Source organism: Winogradskyella sp. MIT101101, from assembly GCF_047126865.1.
GTDB classification, from domain to species: Bacteria; Bacteroidota; Bacteroidia; order Flavobacteriales; family Flavobacteriaceae; genus Winogradskyella; species Winogradskyella ouciana.
In genome coordinates, this window is the sequence record NZ_CP138982.1 from 1,727,149 (window position 1) to 1,751,992 (window position 24,844).

Genomic DNA, 24,844 nt, shown 5'->3' on the forward strand with positions numbered 1-24,844 from the left:
ACCAATGTTAAATAATTATTAAAACTATGGAAACTATTTTTGTTTTTAAAGTTTCCTATCGTACTTTTGCGCCTGATTATGAGAGAAAAAATAATAGACAAATCACAAGAACTCTTCTTAAACTTCGGTTTTAAGAGTGTGACAATGGATGATATAGCCAGTGAAATGGGTATTTCAAAAAAAACTATATATGTCCATTTTCCTAATAAAACAAAGCTTGTTGAAGCAACAACATTGCACATGTTCGAAACCATATCTTATGGTATAGACTGTATTTGTGCGTTAGAAAAAAATCCCATTGAAGAAATTTTTGACATTAAGCAGTTTGTGATGGAACATTTAAAGAATGAAAAATCCTCTCCGCAATATCAGCTTCAAAAATATTACCCTAAAATTTTTGCTGCGCTAAAATCCAAGCAATTTGAAGTGATGCAAGAATGTGTTACTGATAATTTAAAGCGCGGGCTAGAACAAGGTTTATATAGAGACACTATAAATGTTGATTTTATATCTAGAATCTACTTTAATGGTATGGTGACTTTAAAAGACCAAGAACTGTTTCCGCTTAAAACATTTTCAATGAACACCTTAATGGAATATTATTTAGAATACCATTTACGAGGTATTTGTACAACAAAAGGGGTTAAAATTCTTAACCAATTTATATCAAAAAATCAATCATAACATCAATGAAAAAACTTTCAACCCTTCTTTTTCTAATATGCTTCAGTGTTGTCTTTTCCCAAGACACACCTACAAGTTTCACCTTGCAAGAAGCCATAGACTACGCAATAGAAAATAATAGACAAGCAAAGAATGCGGCTAGAGATATTGAAGCAGCAAAACAACAAAAATGGGAAACAACTGCCACAGGTTTACCACAACTAGACGCAAATATTAATTATCAAAATAATTTAAAGCAACAAGTCTCGTTAGTTCCAGCAGAATTTTTTGGAGGGCAACCTGGTGAGTTTGCAGAAGTTATTTTTGGCACTAAGCAAAACGTTAACGCAACAGCTACTTTAAATCAATTATTGTTTGATGGGTCTTATTTAGTCGGTCTTCAATCTGCAAAAGTGTTTTTGGAAATTTCTGAAAATGCCAAAACTAAAACTGATCTTGAGGTACGGGAGGCAGTAATCAATGCTTATGGAAACGTTTTATTATCTGAGGAAAGTGTAAAAATTCTAGAAAGTAATGTGGCTGTGCTTCAAAAAAACTTAAACGAAACCACCAAAATCTATGAAAATGGTTTAGAAGAGCAAGAAAGTGTAGAGCAGTTACAAATCACATTGTCTAACCTTAAAAGCAACCTGAATAATGCCAATCGTTTAAAAAGCATTGCTTATCAATTATTCAACATAACCTTAGGTATCGATTATAACACCAATACCACGCTTACAGATACACTTGAAAACCTCACTTTAGAAAATATTTCTTTAGAGATCCTAAGTCAAGAGCTTGATGTTACTTCAACCATAGACTATCGTATTGCGGCAAATGACAGAAAATCAAAAGAACTACTATTAAAATTAGAAAAATCCAAAGCACTGCCTCAGCTAAGTGCCTATTTAAATGGTGGATATCTTGGTTTTAGCAATGAATTCACCTTTTTTGATAATGACCAGAATTGGGCTGGTTTTTCAAGTTTTGGTCTTAATCTCAACATTCCTATTTTCAGCTCGGGAAAACGAAGTGCAGCAACCCAACGCGCTAAGATTAACTTAGAAAAGTCTAAAGACGACCTAACGGAAACCGAGCAACGTCTATACCTTCAAATTGAAACAGCTAAAAGCAACTACAAATTTGCTATTGAAGACTATGATAACAAAAAACAAAACTTAGCTCTTGCAGAACGTATAGAGCAAAAAAACCAAACCAAATTTTTTGAAGGTATTGGCTCAAGTTTTGAACTCAGACAAGCACAAACACAATTATATACTGCTCAACAAGAACTGCTTCAAACCATGTTAGATGTTATTAATGCAAAAGCAGAGTTAGAAACCATATTAAACACACCAATCAACAATTAAAATTCAATTATAATGAAACATATATATCAATTAGTCCTAGTATCTCTTATAATTGTTTCCTGCTCAGGCGACAAAAAGAATTCTGTAGAGAGTGTTCTTGAAAATGGAGACCTTAAAACCCTTCGTGAAAAAAGAGGGGCTCTTGTAAACGAGCAACAAGCACTCAACGATCAAATAAAACTTTTGGATGCCAAAATAAAAACGATGGACACGACCAAGAATGTACCATTAATAACCACGTTTAAAGCCAATCCAGAAGTCTTCAATCACGTTTTAGAACTTCAAGGAAACGTAACTACAAAAGATCTTTTAACCATAACACCCGAATACAATGGTATTTTGACTAATGTTTACGTCAGAGAAGGTCAAAAAGTTAGAAAGGGTCAACTTTTGGCAAAAGTAGATGATGGTGGTTTAAGCCAGCAAGTAGCTCAACTACAGATTCAAGCAGAATTGGCTAGGACCACTTTTGAACGTCAGAAACGTCTTTGGGATCAAAATATAGGAAGTGAAATTCAATATTTACAGGCTAAATCTGCATACGAATCACAACAAGAAGCCGTCAACCAATTAAATAGACAAATAGCAAAAACAACTGTTAGAGCACCATTTTCCGGTACCATTGATGATGTTATTACAGAACAAGGAAGTGTGGTCGCTGCTGGGCAGACACCATTAATGCGTATTGTAAACCTAGACAATATGTACATAGAGACCGAAGTGCCAGAGCGCTACGTAGCTGACGTCACTGTGGGAAAAAGTGTGAAAGTAGATTTGCCAATACTAGGAAAAACTATAGACACTGAGGTTCGCCAAGTGAGCGATTTTATAAATCCTGCTAACAGAACTTTTACTGCAGAAATTCCTATTCCAAACAAAAACAATACTGTAAAACCAAACCTTACCGCACGTTTAAAAATCAATGATTACACCAATGAAAACGCACTATTAATTCCACAAAGTGTGATTTCAGAAAATGCTGAAGGCGAACAGTATGTGTATATCGTTAACAATAAAGGTTCCGATGGAATTGGCAAAGCTAAACGTGTCATTGTTGAAACTGGTCGCCAGCAAGGTGATGTCATAGAAATATTGAGCGGACTTGAGGAAGGTGCAGAAATTATTAGTGAAGGAGCGCGTAGTGTACGCGACGGACAATCTGTAGAAGTGATAACTTATAATGGAATAGAAGATGAAAACTAAAAAAAACACAGAAAAAGAATTTGGTCTTTCCTCGTGGGCAATTAATAATAAAACCACGATGTATGTACTTATTGCTGTGTTCTTCTTTCTGGGAGTTTCAGCATTCTTTAGTATGCCAAGGGAAAATTTCCCAGAGGTTAACGAAACCAAAATTTATGTCAGCACGGTTTACCCAGGAAATACTGCTGAGGATATCGAAAAGCTCGTTACAGACCCTTTGGAAGACCAACTCAAAACGGTAAGTAATGTAGTGGAAATCACTTCAACATCTCAAGAAGATTATTCTATCGTTATTGTAGAATTTGATGAAAATATAACTGTAGAGCAAGCCAAGCAAAAAGTGAAAGATGAAATTGATTCTGAAACTTCCGGTGAAGACTGGCCAACCTTCAATGGTGCAAAAGTAGAACCAGATGTGTTTGAATTGAGTCTTTCTGAAGAAATGCCTATCCTAAATATTAATGTTTCTGGAGATTATCCAGTTGAAAAACTAAAGGACTACGCAGAATATCTTCAAGATGAAATAGAAGACCTATCTGAAATAAAGAAAGCAGACATTCGTGGAGCTCAAGACAAAGAAGTTGAAGTTGAAGTAGACATCTATAAAATGATGGCTGCAAAGGTAAATTTCAATGACATTTTGGGAGCCATCAGTCAAGGAAATTTAACGCAATCTGCCGGTAATATTAAAGCTAGCGGACAAAGAAGAACCATAAGGGTTATAGGCGAAATTGAAGAGCCATCAGAGCTTGAAAATTTCGTGGTAAAATCTGAAAATGGTAATGCTATTTATCTGAAAGACGTTGCCGAAGTGTCATTTCACGAAGAAGACAAAACTACTTTTGCGAGAAAATCTGGTAAGCCGGTTGTTATGCTCGATGTTAAAAAACGTGCTGGTAAAAATATGGTGGCTGCTGCAGAGCAAATTCAAGTTATTGTTCAAGATGCCATTGACAATGTATTTCCACAGGATTTGGAAGTTTCGATTACAAATGATCAATCTTCCGTAACTATTGGACAGGTTGACGATTTAGTAAATAACATCATATTTGGTGTAATCCTCGTTGTTACCGTTTTAATGTTCTTCCTTGGATTTAAAAACGCACTTTTTGTTGGTTTCGCTATCCCAATGTCCATGTTCATGTCACTGATGCTATTGAACATTATCGGCTATAGTTTAAATACTATGGTGCTTTTCGGATTGATTATGGGTCTGGGAATGCTGGTTGATAATGGAATTGTAGTCGTTGAAAATGTGTATCGATTGATGGAAGATGAAGGTATGAGTCGGATTGAAGCTGCCAAAAAAGGTATTGGAGAAATTGCATTTCCTATCATTATTTCAACTATGACAACCGTTGCCGCCTTTGTGCCATTAGCATTTTGGCCAGGTATAATGGGAGAGTTTATGAAGATTTTACCGATTACACTATCGGTAGTATTAGGATCTTCACTATTCGTTGCTATTTTCTTTAACTCGGTTTTAGTATCTCGATTTATGAAGATTGAAGATAAAGAAATGCCTCTGAATCAAATTATAAGAACCACTGCTATTGTTGGAGGTATTGGTTTGCTTATTCTCATTTTTGGTGGTCCATATCGTGGATTGGGTTCTCTAATGATTTTTACGGCAATTATGCTTTGGGCATACCGTTTTTTCATCAGAAAATGGGCGAATAATTTTCAGAATAAATCTTTGGTAAAACTAGAGAACTGGTACGAGAAAATGCTAACTAGAGCACTTTCTAAAAAGCGTCCTTACTTACTAACTGGTGGAACATTTTTATTGTTAATTGTCGCTTTTATGTCATTTGGAGTCTCTGTCGACCAGCAACGAACAAAAATTGAGTTTTTCCCTGATAACAAACCTAACCAAATCATTGTTTATATAGAATATCCTGAAGGTACTGCAATTGAGAAAACCAATGCCATCACAAAACAGATTGAAGAACGTGTTTACGATGTCATCAACCAAAATCAATATATGGATGATGGCAGAAACTTTTTAGTAGAAAGTGCTGTATCACAAGTTGGAGAAGGTGCTGGGAATCCACAAACTGATGGTGGTTCTGCAGCTGAGATGCCTCACAAAGCAAAAATTACAGCATCCATGCGCGAATATAAGTTCCGTAGAGGTGAGGACAGTGAGTTATTGAGACAAAAAGTACAGGAAGCTCTCGTAGGAATATATCCTGGGGTTTTAATCTCAGTTGAAAAAGATGCAAACGGACCACCTGCTGGAGCGCCTATTAATATTGAGTTAGAAGGCAAGGATTATAATGAGCTTATCGCCACAGCAGAACAAATGCGTAATTTCATTAACTCTAGAAATATTGCTGGTATTGATGAACTCAAAATTGATGTCAATAAAGACAAACCAACGATGCAAGTTGAAATCGACCGTGAAAAAGCCGGTGAATTAGGTGTTTCTGCAAAACAAATTGGTGACCAGTTGCGTAATTCCATATTTGGATCCAAGGCTGGAATTTACAAGGAAGATGGAGATGATTTTGATATTTATGTTCGATTTGATGAAAATCTTAGGTATAACACGAGTGCTTTATTCAACCAAAATATCATCTTTAGGGATAACACAGGTCAGATAAAGGAAATCCCATTATCTGCGGTCGCAAGCCAAAAAAATAATTCAGGATTTAGTGCTATTAAGCATAAGGATACAAAAAGAGTAGTTACTGTCTATTCAGCATTGGCACCAGGCTATACAGATGCAGGAGCGATTGTAACCCAAATTCAAAATGAAATGAGAAGTTTTGAAGGATTACCATCTGATATCAAGATTGATTATACCGGACAGATTGAAGAGCAGAACAAGCAAATGGCATTCTTAATGGGAGCTTTCTTTACAGGATTGGGCTTAATATTCTTTATCTTGATTTTTCAATTTAATTCCATCTCTAAGCCTACGATAATCATGCTAGCTATATTATTGAGTTTGATTGGTGTATTTGGAGGTATCGTAATTACAGGCAGTGCTTTTGTAATTATGATGACTATGGTAGGTATTATTTCTCTCGCAGGAATCGTAGTTAACAATGGTGTTGTGCTTTTGGATTATGCACAATTACTTATAGATAGAAAGAAAAACGAACTGGATTTAGAAGACGATGAATATCTGTCAACTGATGACCTCTTTGACTGCATTGTAAGAGCAGGGAAAGCACGTTTAAGACCAGTATTATTAACTGCTATTACTACAATTTTAGGATTGATTCCGTTAGCGATTGGATTAAACATTAATTTCTTCACCTTATTTTCAGAGTTTAACCCAAACATTTATATGGGAGGTGACAACGTTGTCTTTTGGGGACCATTGGCATGGACAGTTATTTACGGACTGCTCATTGCAACGTTCCTAACGTTGATTGTTGTCCCAATTTTATTCTTCCTAAGTATGAAGTTAAAAATGTGGGCAAGACGAAAATTCAGCTCCGATGTCGTTACTGAAACAGAAACGTTCGATGATGATCTGATAGAAAATAGAAAGATTGCATTAGACAAATAAAAGTCATAAAAAAAGCCTCAACTATTTAAGTTGAGGCTTTTTAAAATAGACTACTCTAAAATTAATTTAGATTTTCAGTAAATGGCGTTGGGAACGCATTTATAATATTGTCTCCAGATCTGTCTAGAGGAATATTTGTAGGGTTTAACCTATCTAACCTCCTCAAGTCAATCCATCTATGACCTTCAGCCAATAAAGAATAACGTCTTTGACGCAAAACTTCATCTAAAAGACTTGTCGCATCAACAGGACCTGCATAATCTGGCAACCCAGCTGCATTTCTAACTCTATTGATAGCTGCTATAGCTTCTGCATCATTGGTTCCAATATTAACCTCAGCATAGATTAGAATCAACTCCTCGTTTCTTATTAAATAAACTGGATCAACCTGGCTGTCGTATACCGCTATTTGATAATCAGCAGAAAGCCCATCAAACATAGTTCCACCTGGTAATAAAATAGCTTTTTCATCTACGCGAGTATCACCTGCTTCCGCATCAGCTATCCAAGTTGGGTGTACCATAAATTCTTGTCCCGACTGTAACGGCACATGAAACTGAGTATTTAGTATATCATTACCTGTAAGACCAAAAACATGTGCTACGCCGTTGTATAAGTCACCATTGATATCGAAGAAAGAATCTCCCAGCAATGATAAGGCTAAACCATTATTACCTTGGTGAAGCGCAGTTCTTGCTGCTATGGCTCTATTAAACTCCGCAAAAGAAGCCGTAGTATCAAAACCATCAAAGCCTGAGCTAAGGTCAAAATCAAAATCTGCAGAAGCGCTCGCTAAATCTGCGTTAGCTTCATTTAGCAACTCCATTATACCTGTAAGCGCTTCAGAATAGCCAACATTTGGCCCAAGATTATCTGGGTCAGCAACATCTAAGCGTATGCCATTGTCAAACTGCCTATTAGCCACCATAAGTAAAGCATAAGCTTTTAATGTTTTGGCATATCCATAGTAGCTATTCTTTTCCTCATCTGTAAAACCAGCTGCGGAATTTTCTACTGCTTCAATAAGTATATTGGCAGACTTTACCACCTTATACCAAGCAGCATATGCTCTAGTGGTTAAAAAGCCATTATTGTCTAAGGGTCCTTTTAACAATTCACCCGTATAACGAGGATCTACTCCTGTTAAGTCATAATATTCTCTTCCTAAAATACTTACTGTATCATAGTGGAATGCCAGATCATTTCGCATGACAGCCTCTAATCCAACTGCCAATAACCTAACATCTTCTGCTGTAGCGCCTTCTTCAAAACTGCCAACAGTAGGTGCGTTAGGATTTTCTATATCTTCAAGCTCGCAACCCGAAAAGAGTATCACGGCAAACATAAAGACAAATTTTATTGCTATTTTTTTCATAATTTTTTTTTTAGAAGTTAACATTTAAGTGAAAGTTGACAAACTTTGACTGTGGGTATGGTGTTACCTCAATGTTGTTTGCTAATACATTATTACCAAAGTTAGAAACTTCAGGATCATAACTGTTGTAATCAAAAATATTAATGAGGTTTCTACCTGAAAGACCTACTTTTATTTTTGTTGCATATTTAATGAGACCTTCTGGTAAAGTATAGAATACACCTATTTCTCTTAGTCTTATATAACCTGCATCTTCAATATATGGATCTGGATTAACAAAGGCCTGACTTGCTCTATAGTCTCCATTATTAAGCTGACCTGAAGGATCAAGACCAGTGTCATTATAATCCCAAGTTGTACCAGCCAAATCATATAATAAGGTTGATAAATTTATATTATCCCCTCCCTTTTTCCAATGCCATAAGAACGTAAAATCAAAATTCTTGTAATTGATTTCATTATACCATGACATTTGAAAATCAGGTTCTGCATTACCATAAACGAAGAAACCGTCTCCTTCTGGATCTCGTCTAGCCATCTCTTCTGCAGTATAAGCATCAGGATCGTATGTTCCAACAATTTGAGTGGCACTTTTACCTTCTTGAATTAGAAATGTACCTAACGAAGCTGCAAAACCACCTGTTGTAAATGAAGGGATATCTAATTCCGTAATTTCAGACTTGTTCTTCCACCACTTAAAGTTAGCGTTCCAAGACAAATCCTCTTTTTCTAATACATTAACATTTAATCCTAACTCAACCCCTTTGTTCTGTAAGGTACCTGCATTTACTGGTGCTTGAGTAAAACCAGATGACGTTGGCACTTGAGAGTTTAATAATAAATCTTTGACTTGTTTGTTATAGAATGAAACCTCTAATAAAAACTTATTATCTAATACTCCTAGATCAAATCCAAACTCCAACTCAGACTGTCTCTCAGGTCCTATATTTGAGTTTCCTCTTAAATTAGCAGGGCTTAAACCCGATTGACCATCAATGAATTGTGCATTCATTGTAGCAAACCTTTGGTTGAAGGTAGAAAAACGTCCGGCTTCACCGTAAGCAATTCTTGGTTTAAAATAATTAATCGTTTCAAAATCCCAAAAATCAAATTTACTCAGGTTAACTGCCAGGTTAGCTTTTGGATAGTAATAAAACTGATTTGCATTACCATTATTAGTAGATTTATCCCCTCTAATACCTAACGTAGCAATAATCTGATCTTGATAATTGATTTCTTCTTGTACAAAGAATCCTTTATCCCTTTGAGGGATTATCAATTGATTAGTAGAAATATTAGATGCTTGGCTCAAACTTGTTTGAGATCCATTTAATCCGGTACCAATAGTAGTTACAGTATTTCTATCAAAATCTTGTAAGAAGCTACCAACTTGAGTTGTGAACTCCAATCCATTATCTAAATATAAGTTGTGAACTAAAAATGCGGATAGGTTAAAATTAGTGTTCACGGTTGTACCTGATATAGCGACTCCTCCTAAAGATGAAGGATCTCTAAAATAAGTTAAAGCGCTTGGGAAAATACTTGTGGTTCTTAGTGTGTACTGATCAAAACCACCTTCAAATACCAGCTTTAACCTATTAGAATCTGTGGTAAGAAGTTTTATATTAGTTTTTGCACTACCAATAAAACGATTAACCTCTTCTCTATTAGTGGTTATTGCCACTGTTTCTAAAACGTTAGATCCTGCACCTCCTTGAGGAAACACTCCATCAACTGGAGATAAATCCTCCCAAGGGTAAGTAAATGCCAATGCATAACCAACTGTTCTGTTAGCATTTCCATTGTTAAAGAAACCTCTATCAGATTCTGAATTGATGTAATTGGTTGTAACATATAAATCTAACCAATCATTAAAACGCTGACCAATATTAAGTCTTATAGAGCTCTTTTTGTACCCTGTATTATCAACTAAACCAGGTTCGTTTCTGTGAGTAGCACCAAAGAAATAATCTGTCTTATCATTAGCACCAGAAGTTGAAAATCTGGTTGTAGAAGACACTCTTGTATGGTCAAACAATTCGGCTTCATAATCTCTTAAAACAGGATTATCTGGACCACCTAACGCCGTAATTTGCTCTTGGGTGTAATCTCTCAATCCTAATAATTGTGTTGGACTTCTAAAACCGGTTACTTGAGAAAAAGACACTTGCGGTTTCCCTTGTCTTCCTCTTTTAGTAGTAATAAGAACCACACCTCCTGCTGCTCTAGAGCCATAGATTGCGGCCGCAGATGCACCTTTTAAAATTTCTACACTTTCGATATCTTCTGGATCGATATCAGCAATACGGTTAGAAGCGTCATCTTGGTTAGTGGACGTGTTACCACCACCAGCTGCTTCACTTACAATATTATTTCCCAGACCTATGGACTGGTTATCTACATAAACACCATCTACAATAAATAATGGCTGTTGGTCTCCAAATATAGAAGTTACACCTCTTAAACGCATAGAAATACCACCACCTGGAGCACCAGAATTGGCCTTAATCTCAGCACCTGTAAATTTACCTGAGAGTGCACCATCTAATCCAGATTGTACTGTTACACCGGTTAATTCATCTGCAGAAACTGAGGCAACTGCGTTAGCCGCATTAGATCGTTTAGTGGATGATGCCAAACCTGTAACTACAATTTCGTCTAAAGATGTAGCCGACTCCTCCATTACAACGTTAACAACAGATGCCGAATTAACAACAATCTCTTGAGTTGTATAGCCTAAATAAGAATATACAATCGTAACGGGGAAACTATCCACGTTTAAGGTATAATTACCATCAAAATCCGTTGAGGTTCCGTTTGTTGTGTTTTTAACAAGTACAGATCCTCCTGCAATTGGAATACCACTAGCCTTGTCTGTCATTTTTCCTGTAACTTGTTGCGCAAACAACATCGCAGGGAACAAGAAAAACGAAAACAAAAGCCATTTTAATAAAATCGATTTTTCTTTCATTTGTTTAGAATTAGTTATTGTTTAGTACCAAATATCTGAATTATATTTAATTTTTAACAGTTTTTTAAGCAAAATTTTGAATAATCCTCAAAATAACTTACTTAAACTTTTCGAAGTCAGTTGTTAAATAAAGTTCACATATTATATTAAATTTGCACCTTATTCGCCATAGCTTTATTCAAAGGTGAATTATTTAATTTTTCAATATGTTTAGAAGTCATAATTGTGGTGAACTTAGAGCCACACATAACAATACAGAAGTTACCCTCGCAGGCTGGGTACAGGGAGTTAGAGATAAGGGTTTTATGGTCTATGTGGATTTACGAGACCGTTATGGTATTACCCAACTTTATTTTGATGAAGAACAGACTTCAAAAGACTTGATGGAAAAAGCTCAAAAACTTGGTCGTGAATTTGTGATTCAGGTTACTGGGAAAGTGCAAGAGCGTGCTTCTAAAAATCCAAATATTCCAACAGGAAATATTGAAGTGTTAGTTTCAGAATTAACTATTTTAAATTCTTCTCTGGTGCCACCATTTACTATTGAGGATACCACAGATGGTGGTGATGATTTGCGTATGAAATATCGTTATTTGGATATTCGTCGTAATCCTGTAAAAGAAAGTTTAATCTTTAGACATAAGGTTACTCAGGCAGTAAGAAACTATTTGTCTAGTGATGGTTTTATAGAAGTAGAAACACCTTACTTAATTAAATCTACGCCAGAAGGAGCGCGTGATTTTGTGGTGCCTTCTCGCATGAATGAAGGTCAATTTTACGCTTTACCACAATCACCTCAAACCTTCAAGCAATTGCTTATGGTTGGTGGTATGGATAAGTATTTCCAAATCGTAAAGTGTTTTAGGGATGAGGATTTACGAGCAGATAGACAACCGGAATTTACACAGATTGACTGTGAAATGGCCTTTGTGGAGCAAGAAGATATCTTAAACACCTTTGAGGGACTAACGCGTCATTTATTAAAAGAAATCAATGGTGTTGAAGTAGAGAAATTCCCGAGAATGCTCTACGATGATGCAATGCGCTTATATGGTAACGACAAACCAGACATTCGTTTTGGTATGGAGTTTGGAGAACTCAATGAAGTTGCTCAACATAAAGATTTCAACGTATTTAATTCTGCTGAACTTGTTGTTGGTATTGCTGTACCTGGTGGAAATAGTTACACAAGAAAAGAGATCGATAAACTCATTGATTGGGTAAAGCGTCCACAAGTGGGAGCTCTAGGTATGGTTTATTGTCGTTGCAATGACGATGGCACTTATAAATCTTCAGTCGATAAATTTTACGACCAAGACGACTTGGCAAAATGGGCAGAAAAAACTGACGCAAAAGCCGGTGATTTAATTCTGGTCCTATCTGGAGAAACCAACAAAACAAGAGCGCAATTGAGCGCATTACGAATGGAATTGGCAGAACGTTTAGGGTTACGTAAACCTGATGAATTTGCTCCACTTTGGGTTATGGATTTCCCGTTATTGGAATGGGATGAAGATACAGAGCGTTACCATGCGATGCACCATCCATTTACCTCTCCAAAACCAGGACAGTTGGAGTTATTGGACACCAATCCGGGAGACGTTAAAGCCAATGCCTACGATTTAGTATTGAATGGAAACGAAATAGGCGGAGGCTCAATTCGTATTCACGATAAAGCCACACAAGCCATTATGTTAAAACACCTTGGTTTTTCTGAAGATGAAGCTAGAGCTCAGTTCGGATTTTTAATGGATGCTTTTGAATATGGTGCACCACCACACGGAGGGATTGCATTTGGATTGGATAGATTGGTTGCCATTTTAGGCGGACAGGAAACGATACGAGACTTTATTGCTTTTCCAAAAAACAATTCTGGCAGAGATGTTATGATTGATGCACCTGCACCAATAGATGATGAACAACTTGAAGAATTAAGTTTAAAGCTTAATTTAAAATCTTAGATATCAAATCCTGCTTTATGCAGGATTTTTTGTTAGATTTAACTATGCCAACTAAATCCAAATTCCTTAAGCGATTGCTTATTCTAAGATATAAGTATATCTCGGAGAAGAATTTTATTTTTCTATTGAGTTTGGTTATAGGTTTGCTCTCTGGTATTGTTTCGGTAACCATTAAGAATATAACGTTTACTATTGAAGCGATTTTTGAAAAAGGTATTATTCTATCGCAAAATAGCATCTATTTTATTTTACCCATTATCGGACTTTTCTTGGTCTATCTTTTTGTAAAGTATGTCTCTAAAAAACCGAGTGGCCACGCCATTCCGTCCATATTATATTCCCTGTCTAAAAGAGATGGCATACTTGAAAAAAAGAACATCTATCTCCCACTGATTACCGCTCCACTAACCGCAGGTTTTGGTGGTTCCGTTGGTTTGTTGGGTCCTGCGATATTGTCTGCATCTGCGATTAGCTCTAACTTAGGGCAATTTCTACATATCAACAGAAAAACCAGAAGCCTGTTAATTGGTTGTGCTGCAGCTGGAGCCATAGCGTCCATTTTTAAATCGCCAATAGCAGCTATAATTTTTGCTATTGAAGTGTTTAGCTTAGACCTAACTTTTGCGTCGTTATTACCACTTTTAATAGCCTCTGTTTCCTCTGTGATAACCTCATACTTCTTTTTGGGAGACAGCGTGCTTTTTGATTTTAATGTGTCTGAAAAGTTCCTAATTAAGGACACCCTATTTTACATTATTCTTGGTATTGGAACCGGAATCGCTTCCGTTTATTTTTCTAAAATCTATTTTGGGATTACCTCATTCTTTAACCGTTTTAAATCCGCCAAACAAAAGCTAATCTTTGGTGGTTTGGCCATTGGCACTATGCTGTTCTTTATTCCACCACTTTATGGTGAAGGTTTTGGATTTATAAATAATTTAATGTTAGGCAACGATATTGAAGCTTTGGGCAATACACCTTTTGATGAGCACTTAGACAATATTTGGATCGTTATTGGACTGCTCTTCGGAATTACAATTTTTAAAGCCATTGCCATGACCACCACTTTTGCTGCTGGTGGTACAGGTGGAATTATAATCCCAACATTAGTTATGGGAAGTGCGCTGGGTAATGTTGTTGCTAAAGTGATTAATAATTGCGGGCTAGGTTTCACTGTTTCCGAAGCCAACTTTACGCTAATTGGGATGGCTGGTTTAATTGCTGGTGTGCTTCATGCTCCCTTGACTGCTATTTTCTTAATTGCTGAAATCACTGGTGGTTACGAGCTATTTGTACCCTTAATGATTACAGCATCGATGTCTTTTATCATCAACAAAAATGGTTTGGATCATACCATTTACACGAAAGAACTTATTGAAAAAGGGGCTTTATTAACACAAGACAAGGACAAAAATGTACTCATTTTAATGAAGCTAGATTCGGTCATTGAACAAGATTTTGTTCAACTGCATCCTGAAATGACTTTAGGCGAAATGTTGAAAAATGGTGTGTCAAAATCTAGCAGAAATTTGTTTCCGGTGACGGATTCCAATGGTGGCTTTGTGGGTATTATATTGTTAGATGATATAAGAACCGTGATGTTTGACCAATCACTTTATCAATCTACAACTGTTGAAACCTTTATGCACCAAGCACCAGAGTATATTATATATGAACAAGATTCTATGCAAGATGTGATGCGGAAGTTTCAGGATTCACAAGCTTGGAATCTTCCTGTTATTAAAGATAATAAGTATTATGGTTTTGTTTCAAAATCTAAGTTGCTAACAGCTTATCGACACCAATTAATTAACTTTACGTCCTAAGTATTTTTATATGAAACCCATTCACATCATAACACTCATTGCCTTTATCGCCTCAATTACAAGTATTATTTGTGGCTTTGTTTTAAATGTAGACTATTCTCAAAAATTAATCGGTTTTGGTGTTATTGGGTTGTTTTTAATAGTATTTCCGTTGTTTTCTTACTACAGATGGAAAGGCAAAAACGCAAAAGATTATATGCTCACCAAGGAAAATTTGGATAAAATGCGAGAAAACCAGAGAGAAAAGAAGATTTAAAAATCGCTCTAAGAATTTTTGAACGGTTCCGCTTAGTCCTTTAACAGTAGGCGCTGGCAACACTTTGGTATGTGTGATTTTTAACTTATTAAGTTTCAAATAATTAAAATAAAATGATTTATTAACACTAGCATTAATTTATATTATATCTTTGCACTTTAATTTTTATTTATTTTATAATGACTGGAACAGTTAAATTTTTCAATGATTCAAAAGGATTTGGATTCATTACCAACGAAGAAACAGGAAAAGACATCTTTGTACACGTATCAAACCTTAACGGTGTAGAGTTACGCGAAGGTGATCAAGTAGAGTACACAGAAGAAGAAGGAAGAAAAGGAATGGTAGCTGCAAACGTACAGGTACTATAATAAGTATATATCTTACAAGTTTCAACGCTCAACCTTTGGTTGGGCGTTTTTTTTATACTTAATTTAAATTACGCTTCTCTATAAAAAATCTCCTTAATAATTCTGACGCCTCTTCCGCCAGAATTCCGCTTACAACCTTAGTCTTTGGATGCAACTTGGTTCCAAGTGTCTTATATCCTCGTTCGGCATCTGAAGCTGCATAAACTATTTTAGAAATCTGGCTCCAATATAATGCACCTGCACACATTTGACATGGCTCTAAGGTGACATATAGTGTGCATTTATTAAGATATTTTCCGCCTAAAAAATTTGCTGCTGATGTTATGGCTTGCATTTCGGCATGTGCTGTTACATCATTTAGCAACTCTGTAAGATTATGTGTTCTGGCAATAATCCTGTCTTCTACAACAATGATTGCTCCAACAGGAATTTCGCCCTTTTCATAGGCGACCTTAGCTTCTTGCAGTGCTTTTCGCATAAAGTAAGTGTCATCAAAAGGGCGAATCATTATAAAGTCTAATGTTAGTTTTTCACTATTTTTTCTACAAAATTAAAGTTCTCTCCAGTAATTGACAGTATATACATTCCGTCTTGAAGATTCCCTGTGCTTATTGAAACCGTGTCAAAGAGCTCTTTCTTTATAGTTAACACCGCTCTTCCATTTAAATCGGTAAGCTTTATTGTAACATTACCTAAACCGGTTTTTTGTAGAAATTGAAATTTTATCATTTGTTGGATTAGGATATACTTGTAAAGTGTTAGCAGAAAACTCTTCTACACTAAGACTTGTACAATTAGCTAAAGAAGGATCTGAATTTGGTGGCATGCTAAAATCTTCTACCTGATCTGACCTTGAAGTTGACAGCCCTTGAGAGGCATTAAATCCAAGTCCACGTCTGGCAAAAACTTCCCATATCATACATTGATCTGCACCACCCATTGCTGTATCAGCCGCAAGTAACGCATCTCTACCATCTACAAAGCCAGGTTCACAAGGTTGAAGTTTTAAACCATCCAATACAAGTTGCATTACTTTATTGTTTCCGCCATTTCCATTATACAAATCTGGATCAAAGCCATATTTGTCTACATAAGCCCACGTTAAGTCCCAAAGTACAGTTGCCCATACAAAACCTACACCATGTGGTACTGACAAACCAGGGTTATTAGTGTCTCCGTACGTAAAATTATTTACTGCAAAATCTGGACTATAGCGCGCTGGTCTAATACCTCCACCTGTTGTTGGTTGGCTTACAGCAAAAGTCCCTATTCCTCTAGCGTCGTCTTCAGTATCTGTAGGGTACATTGTAACCATAAGTCCAAACCAGTCAGACCATCCTTCTCCCATTTGTTCTTCATTAAAAAGGCATCCTGCTGCAGCTGGTCCACCAGTTAATCTGGTAGAGATTCCATGCCCATACTCATGTGCTACAATTCCATTATCAAAATCACCATCAATATCAAAAGGGCCGTTATTAACCAATGTCGCTGATAAAGTTTGCCCTCCAGATAAAGCTGAAATTATAGCTTCACCATCTGCTTGGCTTACCATTATAGAAGGGATGGTAACTTGATTCCCAACTGTACCAGGACCCATAGTTACAGTTGCTCCAGCTTCATTATTTACAACTATTGCTGCAATTGCACCTGCATTTTCAACGGCACGTACCTTAAACCCAAATTCACAAGTTCCTCTGCGTATTACAGCGATACTTCCATTTAAAGCACCAGTATTAATAAGTGTTTCACAAGCATCGTTAGCATCTGGTGTTCCATCTATGGCCAACGTTAAATTTGATGTTATCGGAGTTGTAGATAAAGCATCACCAAAAGTAGCTTCACTCCCATTATAATCACCTGCAACAGTACCATTATTTATAGTTAAAGGTTCGTTAAGTGGGCCAGCTGGAGTCCACAAAAACATGGTCATATTTGGGTTTTGACCATCTGGTGGAGTTCCAAAAGTGGCATTATTTTGTCCGCTACCATCTTGGGCATCTGCATTAACATAATCTCCACTGGCACCTAAAGTTGTATAATTTGTTTCTTGAAAATTTCCGGCTGCTTCATCAAAACCATAGTGATACCAAATATCATGCATCATATTATTTGTATAGAACAAATTGGTAATAGATACATCTTCATAGCCTGCTGGTGGTTGATTAATATCTAACGGAAAATCAAAGCTTAATGCGCTCGTACCATCTGGGGAAAAACCTGTAGTAAAAGGTAGCCCGTCTCTATCTTCTTGCGCCCAAACATTATTACCTCTGGTAATTGTGTGATCTGCACCTAAAACTCCATCATCATCATGCCATCCAAAAGGAGACGCCAATATACTTGCCGGATCTGTAACAACTTGCCTAGGTCCATGATTTGGGCTTTCTGCCGGAAGTGCAAAAACGTTATACCTTGAGCCATCCACTAAAATCGATGGTGAAGACACGTTAACCTTATTGAAAAAATCAATAGATTCTGATATCTTCTCGTGTGTATGCGGTCTTTCAAAATTACAGCTCAGTACAAGATTGTCAACTTCGATTATTTCATTTGTTGTTGCATCGATTCTTGCACTATACCAATGCGTATTGTCATTTGCATAAATGATGACGTCCCAAGCTAGTTTTAACTGATCTTCAACATTAACGTATACCAACTCGGCAGAGATATCTCTTGTAGAAATGTTTCCATTAGTAAATGTATACGCATTGCCATCTTTAGATAATTGAACAAGATTCTGCGGAGTTCCTAACTGAAAATGACTAGCTAAACCTTCTATTGCAGAAGCTGGTGTTTGTGATGCTGTGCTTGTATTAATCTTGTTTGAAATATCCTTAAAAAATCTATTAGAAAAATAAAATACTTCACCATTTTTAATCGCGACACTTGAAATTGCATTAGAAATTCTAATATTTTGATAAGCCTGATTTATATACACGTGTGTTATTTCCGTGCCTGCAGAAAAATATTCGTTATTAATAACAAGGTCAGCATAATCTTCACTTTGCAAACCAAATTTTGATTGGTTATTTTTTAGATAGTCATTAATTAAAGCTTCATAATTAGAACTAGGCTCGTTACTTTGACCAAATACAAAGGAAACAGATACTATTAAGCATAATAGTACCAGGGATAGGTAATTTTTTTTCATAGCAAATATGTAATGGTTAGACTGTAAGTCGGAGAAATTTCTCTTACCATACAGAATTATTTTTATTTCGCCAAAAGTAAGGAATCATTAAGGATATATAAAAATTTTTATTCTTAACTAAGGAATCGGCAAGAATTTTGATGTTTTTATAGGAAAGCTATTAATTATGAAACTTAACTATTCTATCTCTATACCTCAACCTTGTCACCAAGACTGGTATAAAATGACACCAAATGAAAAAGGAAGGTTTTGCCAGTCTTGCTCTAAAACTGTTGTTGATTTTACAAAAATGAATACTGATGAAATACAAGATTATATTCATAATAATAGAAATCAAAGGATTTGTGGCCACATAAAACAAAGTCAACTAGATACAATTAATTTAAAAATACCTGAAACTATCTTTAATCAGAAGCTTAGTTTTCATAGGGTATTCATCTTGGCTCTTTTGTTTTCTATGGGATTGACTTTATTTAATTGCGAAGATGAGAAAGGAAAAGCAAAAAAAATAGAAAGTATTGAAATTGTTGAAACACATCAAAAAACCATTGACACCATCATAAATAATAATGACACAAAAACGATTCAATTAGATAACAATCTAAGAGAAAAGGTTAAGTCTTCAAAATCTATCGTTAAAGAACAAGAACATATAGAGGGCATGATGATAGTTGAAACGGGTGGCATAGAAGTAGAACCCGTCGAGATAGATTCTTTGAAAGTTGAACCTTTACCAAAATGCCCAGATCCTGAAGAGGAATTTATAATAGGCTTTATTAATATTGAAAGTCCGCCAGAATTTTTTAATACACCTCATCATTTATCAAATAAAGAGAAAAAAGATTATTTCTCTGAAAAAATAAATCAAATTGTTCTAGAAAATTTTGATATTGGCCAAGGAGACCTTGATATTTCTGGTAGGCAAAGAATATTTACCCAATTTACTATTAATAAAGTTGGTAAAGTGAGTAATATAAAAGTTAGAGCACCTCATATAGTCTTTGAAAAAGAAGCTATACGTGTGTTAAATTTGCTTCCTCAATTTAAACCAGCAAGGCAAAGAGATAAAAATGTTTCGGTAACTTATACTCTTCCTATCACTTTTATATCCCAAGACTAGCAAAATCTCGTATTTTTGTTTGGTGCAAAAATCACTTATAGAACATATCAACTTACCTAAAGATTTACGTCAACTTAAACGAGATGCTCTGCCTCAACTTGCTCAAGAATTACGTGACTTTATCATCAATATTGTAGCTACTAAAGAAGGTCATTTGGGTGCGAGTTTGGGAGTTGTTGAATTGACCATTGCTTTGCATTATGTCTTTAAAACACCAGAAGATGTGTTAATTTGGGATGTAGGTCATCAAGCCTATGTGCACAAAATACTCACTGGTAGAAAAGAAATTTTTGATACCAACCGACAACTCAACGGTATTAGTGGATTTCCTAAACGCAGCGAGAGTGCGTATGATGCTTTTGGTGTTGGTCATTCATCAACATCGATTTCTGCAGCTCTAGGTATGGCAATTGCTTCGCAAATTAAAGGCGATGACAAACATCATATCGCTGTTATAGGAGATGCATCAATAGCAAGCGGAATGGCTTTTGAAGGCCTTAACCATGCTGGCGTCACCGATGCTAACCTATTGGTCATTTTAAATGATAATGCCATTGGTATTGATCCAAGTGTTGGAGCTTTAAAACAATATTTAACCAACGTTAAAAAAGGCACCGAAAAACAAGACAATATTTTTGAAGCTTTAAACTTTGATTACTCTGGCCCAATTGATGGACACGATTTACCTCTTCTACTTTCTGAATTAGAGCGTTTAAAATCCGTAAAAGGACCAAAATTTTTGCATGTTATTACTACGAAAGGCAAAGGTTTAAAACAAGCTGAATTAGATCAGGTAAAATACCATGCACCTGGTAAATTCAATGCCAAAACTGGTGAGATTCATCCTAAATCCAACACCAATGAACAGCCACCAAAGTATCAAGATGTGTTTGGTGAAACGATAGTTGAACTTGCTTTAAAAAACAAAAACATCATAGGTATTACACCAGCCATGCCAACTGGGAGTTCATTAAAATATATGATGGATAAAATCCCTGAGCGCGCTTTTGACGTTGGTATTGCAGAGCAGCACGCCGTGACCTTAGCTGCAGGTATGGCCACTCAAGGTATCATTCCGTTTTGTAATATCTATTCAACGTTTTTGCAACGTGCATACGACCAGGTGATTCATGACGTGGCCTTGCAGAAACTTCCTGTTATTTTTTGTTTGGATAGAGCTGGTTTGGTTGGAGAAGATGGAGCGACACATCACGGAGTTTTTGATTTGGCTTATTTAAGCTGCATCCCAAATCTGGTGATTTTTGCACCCAGAGACGCTATTGCTTTAAGAAATATTATGTACACGGCTCAGTTGGGTATCGATTTTCCATTAGCCATAAGATATCCCAGAGGAAGAGGCCACCTTTTGGAGTGGAGAAAACCTTTTGAAACCATAGAAATAGGGAAAGGGGTTTGCCTAAAAAAAGGGAAGAAACTTGCAATACTCTCAATAGGAACAATGGCAAAAGTTGTAGAAGATGCTACAATTGATTTAGATGTGTCACATTACGATATGCAATTTGTTAAACCTCTGGATGAAGACTTATTACATGAAATTTTTGAACATTATGAATCGATAGTAACTATTGAAGATGGTACTATAGTCGGTGGATTTGGCAGTTCAGTTTTGACATTTGCAAACGCTAATAGTTATAAACTACCAATAACTGTATTAGGCGTAGAAGATAAATTTGTTGAGCATGGCTCTGTAACCCAATTATTTGAAATTCAAGAATTGGATATTGAGTCTGTAAAGAAGAAGGTTACGGAGTTACTCTTCTTCCTCAATAACAGCTAAATCTGTTTGCTCTGCACTCTGCTCTACATGAGCAGTCTCTTCTAAAACAGGTTCTTCTTGATTATTAGAAATATCATCTAACATCAATAGGCAAGTCAATACAACCATGAAAATGACCAAGCCTCCAAGTATATTATTTCTCATAAGTAGGTAATTTGGTGAGGGCTGATTATAAAGTAAATAAACACAATATATCGTTAAAAAACAAATTTATTCGATGAAATGCACGCTATAAAATATTGCCCTTCAATTTTTGATGCAATAACATGGCATTTGTGTCAGACAGTTTTGAGACGTACAAACAGATATTTAAAAGATTATCATAAAGGGATTCCTCCCCAAGTTTAACAGTTTCTGGAATAAGGTTTAACAGTAGTTTGTCATAATTAGATAATCTGCCTTCATAATAATTGAAAGCCAACTTACCATAAGCGTTCAATAATTGATTCAGAATTTCATAACCAGCAATTTCCTTGTTGATGACCTCTTTAGAGCGATATACATTTTTTACACTCAGGTCAATTATATCCTTAATCTGAGCTTTATATTGACTAACGTCTAAAAGTGCTGTTTCAAATTCACCATTTAAAATGGCTTCTTCATTTTTCATAAAAATTGACACTGCTTCATCAATCAACGTATTTATGGCCAATGCTCTTAAATAACTTACACGGTCTTCAGTGGTCTGCAACGCATTATAATTCTCGGTTATAATTTTACCTTTTACTAGTTTAATTAAATATTCCAGCGCATAATCCTCTTCAATCAATCCAAGATTAATACCATCTTCAAAATCTATAATTGTGTAACAAATGTCATCAGCCGCTTCAACCAAATAAGCTAATGGATGTCTATTGTAATTGAGGTGATTGTCACTTCTTTTTATAAGACCCAACTCAGAAGCTACGTCTTTAAACATATCCTTATCACTCTGAAAAAAACCATATTTTTTATCTACTATATGATGGCTTGGTTTCTTTGGCAATGATTCTTTTGGGTATTTTATAAACGCTCCCAATGTTGCATAGCTTAATCGCAATCCACCTGCTCGTCCTGCCCTACTTTCGGTTAAGATTTTAAAACCGTTGGCATTACCTTCAAAATCACAAAGATCTTGATATTCTTTATCCGTTAAGCTATCTTTAAATTGAGATCCATCACCATTTTTAAAATAAGATCCAATGGCTTTTTCACCTGAATGACCAAACGGAGGATTACCAATATCATGCGCTAAAGCAGCAGCAGCGACTATAGCACCAAAATCGTTCATTCTGTAACCATGGATATTTTGAAGATGTGGATGCTTTTCCAATAGAAGTTTACCCACTCTACGTCCAAGGGATCTTCCTACAACACTTACTTCTAAGCTATGGGTTAATCTTGTATGTACAAAATCTGTCTTAGATAATGGAACAACCTGTGTTTTATCCTGTAGACCTCTAAATTCAGATGAAAATATAATACGGTCATAATCCACCTCAAAGCCCAAGCGTGTCTCATCTTGTTCTTTTCTCAGTCTTTTATTTGTGTCACCAAAACGTTTTAAGGATAGTAATTGCTCCCAGTTCATAAGCTCAAAATTAAAATATGCAAGATAGATAAATTGCCAGAGAATTGATTAACCCGTTATGCATTTCGGGCATTTTCATCAATCTATGCCCTGACCCTTAAGGGAATATTGATGAAATATTTGGTTCATCCTTTAGGATCGAGGCAAAAATCAAAAAATTCAGTTCATTTTATGTCTATTTACACCAAAATGCACAGCGAGTTTGATTAGAAAAACAAAATAGGCAATCTCTTAAAATTCTAATGTTACCAAATTGTTTCTTTAACATCATTTCCCTTAATACAGAGCTAACACTAAACTAACCATTTGATTACAAATCTTTAATTTTTGATTAACCTGCAAACCATCTTATCCCTCTTTCTTTGCATCACAATAAAAAACTAAAATTGTTTATTAAAATTTAACTCAATGAAAAAATTACTTTTAATCGCGTTAACGGTTTCAACACTAGTATTTACTGGTTGTTTTAAAGACGATGATACTCCAATTATTATCGAAGAAACTACAATAATCAACAACGACGGAGGCGGAAATGGAGGCGAAGATTGCCCAGTTATAGCTGTAACAGGTTTTATTAACGAAGATACTACTTGGACACCAGACAACATTTACCAACTTAACCAAAAAGTTGTAGTGCCAGATGGTGTTACTTTAACTATCAATCCAGGTACTATAATAAAAGGGTCTTCTGGTACTGGTTCTTTAGCATCTGCATTAATCATTGCGCGTGGTGGTAGCATCAATGCACAAGGTACTGCTCAGCAACCTATTATTTTTACTTCAACTAGTGACAATATTTCTTGTGGTCAAACAGCAGGAACTAACCTAGGTGAAAATGACAGAGGTCTTTGGGGAGGTTTAATCGTTTTAGGTTATGCACCATGTTCTTTCTCTGGTGATATAGAAACGGCTCAAATCGAAGGTATCCCTGCAGATGATACATTTGGTCAATATGGTGGTACTGTTGCAGATGATGACTCAGGATTTTTAAGATACATATCTATCCGTCATGGTGGTGCATTAATTGGTGAAGGAAACGAAATCAATGGTCTTACTCTTGGTGGTGTAGGTTCTGGTACTGTAATCGATAATATAGAAGTTGTTGCAAATGTTGATGACGGAATTGAGTTCTTCGGAGGTAGCGTTAATGCTTCCAACCTTTTAGTTTGGGCACAAGGTGATGACGCTTTGGATATTGACCAAGCTTACTCTGGTCTTATTGATAACGCAGTTGTTGTGTTAGGTGATGTTTCAGACCACGCTTTTGAGATTGATGGTCCTGAAGGTACTTTAAATGGTGCATTTACATTACAAAACGCAACTATTATTGGTAATTCTGTAACGTCTAACGGTGAATACGCAGACTACAGAAGTAACGCTCAAGGGCACACTGCAAACATTTTTGCTTATGACTTTAAGGATTCTTCTGATGTAGAGTTAGACAACGACGGAGTTGCGACTAACTATAACAACGGAGACTTAACGTTTGGTACTTGGGAAATAGTTCTACCAACTGGTGTAACCAATGTTGGAGATATATTTAAGAACAATGCTGAAACCGTAACCGTAACTGGTTTTGGCGATTTTGCAACTGCTGTTACCCAAGGTAGCCAAACAGTTGGAGCAAACACTTCTGAGCTTAGCTGGACTTACGCAAACACAGCTGGAGGTTTAGGATTCTAAAAA

General features: G+C 36.0%; 18 protein-coding genes. 11 read left to right on the forward strand and 7 right to left on the reverse strand.

Annotated features, from left to right (window positions below; translation table 11 throughout):
• Positions 1-78 precede the first annotated feature (78 nt).
• The 4 genes from SIB89_RS07885 to SIB89_RS07900 are packed head-to-tail and all read left to right on the forward strand — an operon-like array spanning position 79 to position 6,759.
• Positions 79-684 (forward strand): TetR/AcrR family transcriptional regulator, encoded by a 606-nt coding sequence (locus tag SIB89_RS07885; RefSeq protein ID WP_412561803.1) that lies wholly within the window; start codon positions 79-81, stop codon positions 682-684.
• Between the two features lie 5 nt (positions 685-689).
• Positions 690-2,033 carry a TolC family protein gene (locus SIB89_RS07890; RefSeq protein ID WP_412561804.1) on the forward strand — a complete coding sequence of 448 codons (1,344 nt, stop codon included), beginning with the start codon at positions 690-692 and terminating at the stop codon, positions 2,031-2,033.
• A gap of 12 nt (positions 2,034-2,045) precedes the next feature.
• A complete protein-coding gene (locus SIB89_RS07895) occupies positions 2,046-3,236 on the forward strand; it encodes an efflux RND transporter periplasmic adaptor subunit (RefSeq protein WP_412561805.1) in 1,191 nt (396 codons plus the stop codon).
• On the forward strand, positions 3,226-6,759 hold the full coding sequence (locus SIB89_RS07900) for an efflux RND transporter permease subunit (protein ID WP_412561806.1): 3,534 nt from the start codon (positions 3,226-3,228) through the stop codon (positions 6,757-6,759). Before SIB89_RS07895 ends, SIB89_RS07900 begins: the two co-directional genes overlap by 11 nt.
• A 61-nt stretch (positions 6,760-6,820) precedes the next feature.
• Here SIB89_RS07900 and SIB89_RS07905 read toward each other — a convergent pair whose 3' ends face one another.
• On the reverse strand, positions 6,821-8,134 hold the full coding sequence (locus tag SIB89_RS07905; RefSeq protein WP_412561807.1) for a RagB/SusD family nutrient uptake outer membrane protein: 1,314 nt from the start codon (positions 8,132-8,134) through the stop codon (positions 6,821-6,823).
• 10 nt (positions 8,135-8,144) lie between these two features.
• Positions 8,145-11,105, reverse strand: a complete 2,961-nt coding sequence (locus SIB89_RS07910) for a SusC/RagA family TonB-linked outer membrane protein (RefSeq protein WP_412561808.1) — start codon at positions 11,103-11,105, stop codon at positions 8,145-8,147.
• 206 nt (positions 11,106-11,311) lie between these two features.
• Here SIB89_RS07910 and aspS point away from each other — a divergent pair, with 206 nt between their 5' ends.
• The 4 genes from aspS (at position 11,312) to SIB89_RS07930 (ending at position 15,519) form a co-directional block, all read left to right on the forward strand.
• A complete protein-coding gene (aspS, locus tag SIB89_RS07915) occupies positions 11,312-13,066 on the forward strand; it encodes an aspartate--tRNA ligase (protein ID WP_412561809.1) in 1,755 nt (584 codons plus the stop codon).
• 44 nt (positions 13,067-13,110) lie between these two features.
• On the forward strand, positions 13,111-14,892 hold the full coding sequence (locus SIB89_RS07920) for a chloride channel protein (protein WP_412561810.1): 1,782 nt from the start codon (positions 13,111-13,113) through the stop codon (positions 14,890-14,892).
• 10 nt (positions 14,893-14,902) lie between these two features.
• Positions 14,903-15,148, forward strand: coding sequence for a hypothetical protein (locus tag SIB89_RS07925; RefSeq protein ID WP_412561811.1), 246 nt, complete (start codon positions 14,903-14,905; stop codon positions 15,146-15,148).
• Between the two features lie 179 nt (positions 15,149-15,327).
• A complete protein-coding gene (locus SIB89_RS07930) occupies positions 15,328-15,519 on the forward strand; it encodes a cold-shock protein (RefSeq protein WP_155088814.1) in 192 nt (63 codons plus the stop codon).
• A gap of 58 nt (positions 15,520-15,577) precedes the next feature.
• Here SIB89_RS07930 and SIB89_RS07935 read toward each other — a convergent pair whose 3' ends face one another.
• Genes SIB89_RS07935 through SIB89_RS07945 form a run of 3 tightly spaced genes read right to left on the reverse strand, consistent with a single transcriptional unit; the run spans position 15,578 to position 18,670 of the window.
• Positions 15,578-16,027 (reverse strand): nucleoside deaminase, encoded by a 450-nt coding sequence (locus tag SIB89_RS07935; protein WP_155088816.1) that lies wholly within the window; start codon positions 16,025-16,027, stop codon positions 15,578-15,580.
• Positions 16,028-16,041: 14 nt separating this feature from the next.
• Positions 16,042-16,248, reverse strand: a complete 207-nt coding sequence (locus SIB89_RS07940; protein WP_412561812.1) for a T9SS type A sorting domain-containing protein — start codon at positions 16,246-16,248, stop codon at positions 16,042-16,044.
• Positions 16,208-18,670, reverse strand: coding sequence for a T9SS-dependent M36 family metallopeptidase (locus SIB89_RS07945; protein ID WP_412561813.1), 2,463 nt, complete (start codon positions 18,668-18,670; stop codon positions 16,208-16,210). Before SIB89_RS07945 ends, SIB89_RS07940 begins: the two co-directional genes overlap by 41 nt.
• A gap of 166 nt (positions 18,671-18,836) precedes the next feature.
• Between SIB89_RS07945 and SIB89_RS07950 the strand changes: the two genes are divergently transcribed.
• Together SIB89_RS07950 and SIB89_RS07955 are read left to right on the forward strand one after the other, a co-directional pair.
• Complete coding sequence (locus SIB89_RS07950; protein ID WP_412561814.1) at positions 18,837-19,790, forward strand: energy transducer TonB; 954 nt, start codon at positions 18,837-18,839, stop codon at positions 19,788-19,790.
• Positions 19,791-19,812: 22 nt separating this feature from the next.
• Positions 19,813-21,588, forward strand: coding sequence for a 1-deoxy-D-xylulose-5-phosphate synthase (locus SIB89_RS07955; protein WP_412561815.1), 1,776 nt, complete (start codon positions 19,813-19,815; stop codon positions 21,586-21,588).
• Here SIB89_RS07955 and SIB89_RS07960 read toward each other — a convergent pair.
• Together SIB89_RS07960 and SIB89_RS07965 are read right to left on the reverse strand one after the other, a co-directional pair.
• Positions 21,562-21,732 carry a hypothetical protein gene (locus tag SIB89_RS07960; RefSeq protein WP_412561816.1) on the reverse strand — a complete coding sequence of 57 codons (171 nt, stop codon included), beginning with the start codon at positions 21,730-21,732 and terminating at the stop codon, positions 21,562-21,564. The genes SIB89_RS07955 and SIB89_RS07960 overlap by 27 nt on opposite strands.
• Positions 21,733-21,817: 85 nt before the next feature.
• The gene (locus tag SIB89_RS07965) at positions 21,818-23,158 is read right to left on the reverse strand and encodes a deoxyguanosinetriphosphate triphosphohydrolase (RefSeq protein ID WP_412561817.1); all 1,341 of its coding nucleotides are present in this window, start codon (positions 23,156-23,158) and stop codon (positions 21,818-21,820) included.
• Positions 23,159-23,566: 408 nt separating this feature from the next.
• Here SIB89_RS07965 and SIB89_RS07970 point away from each other — a divergent pair, with 408 nt between their 5' ends.
• Positions 23,567-24,841 carry a hypothetical protein gene (locus SIB89_RS07970; RefSeq protein WP_412561818.1) on the forward strand — a complete coding sequence of 425 codons (1,275 nt, stop codon included), beginning with the start codon at positions 23,567-23,569 and terminating at the stop codon, positions 24,839-24,841.
• The last annotated feature ends 3 nt before the right edge of the window (positions 24,842-24,844 follow it).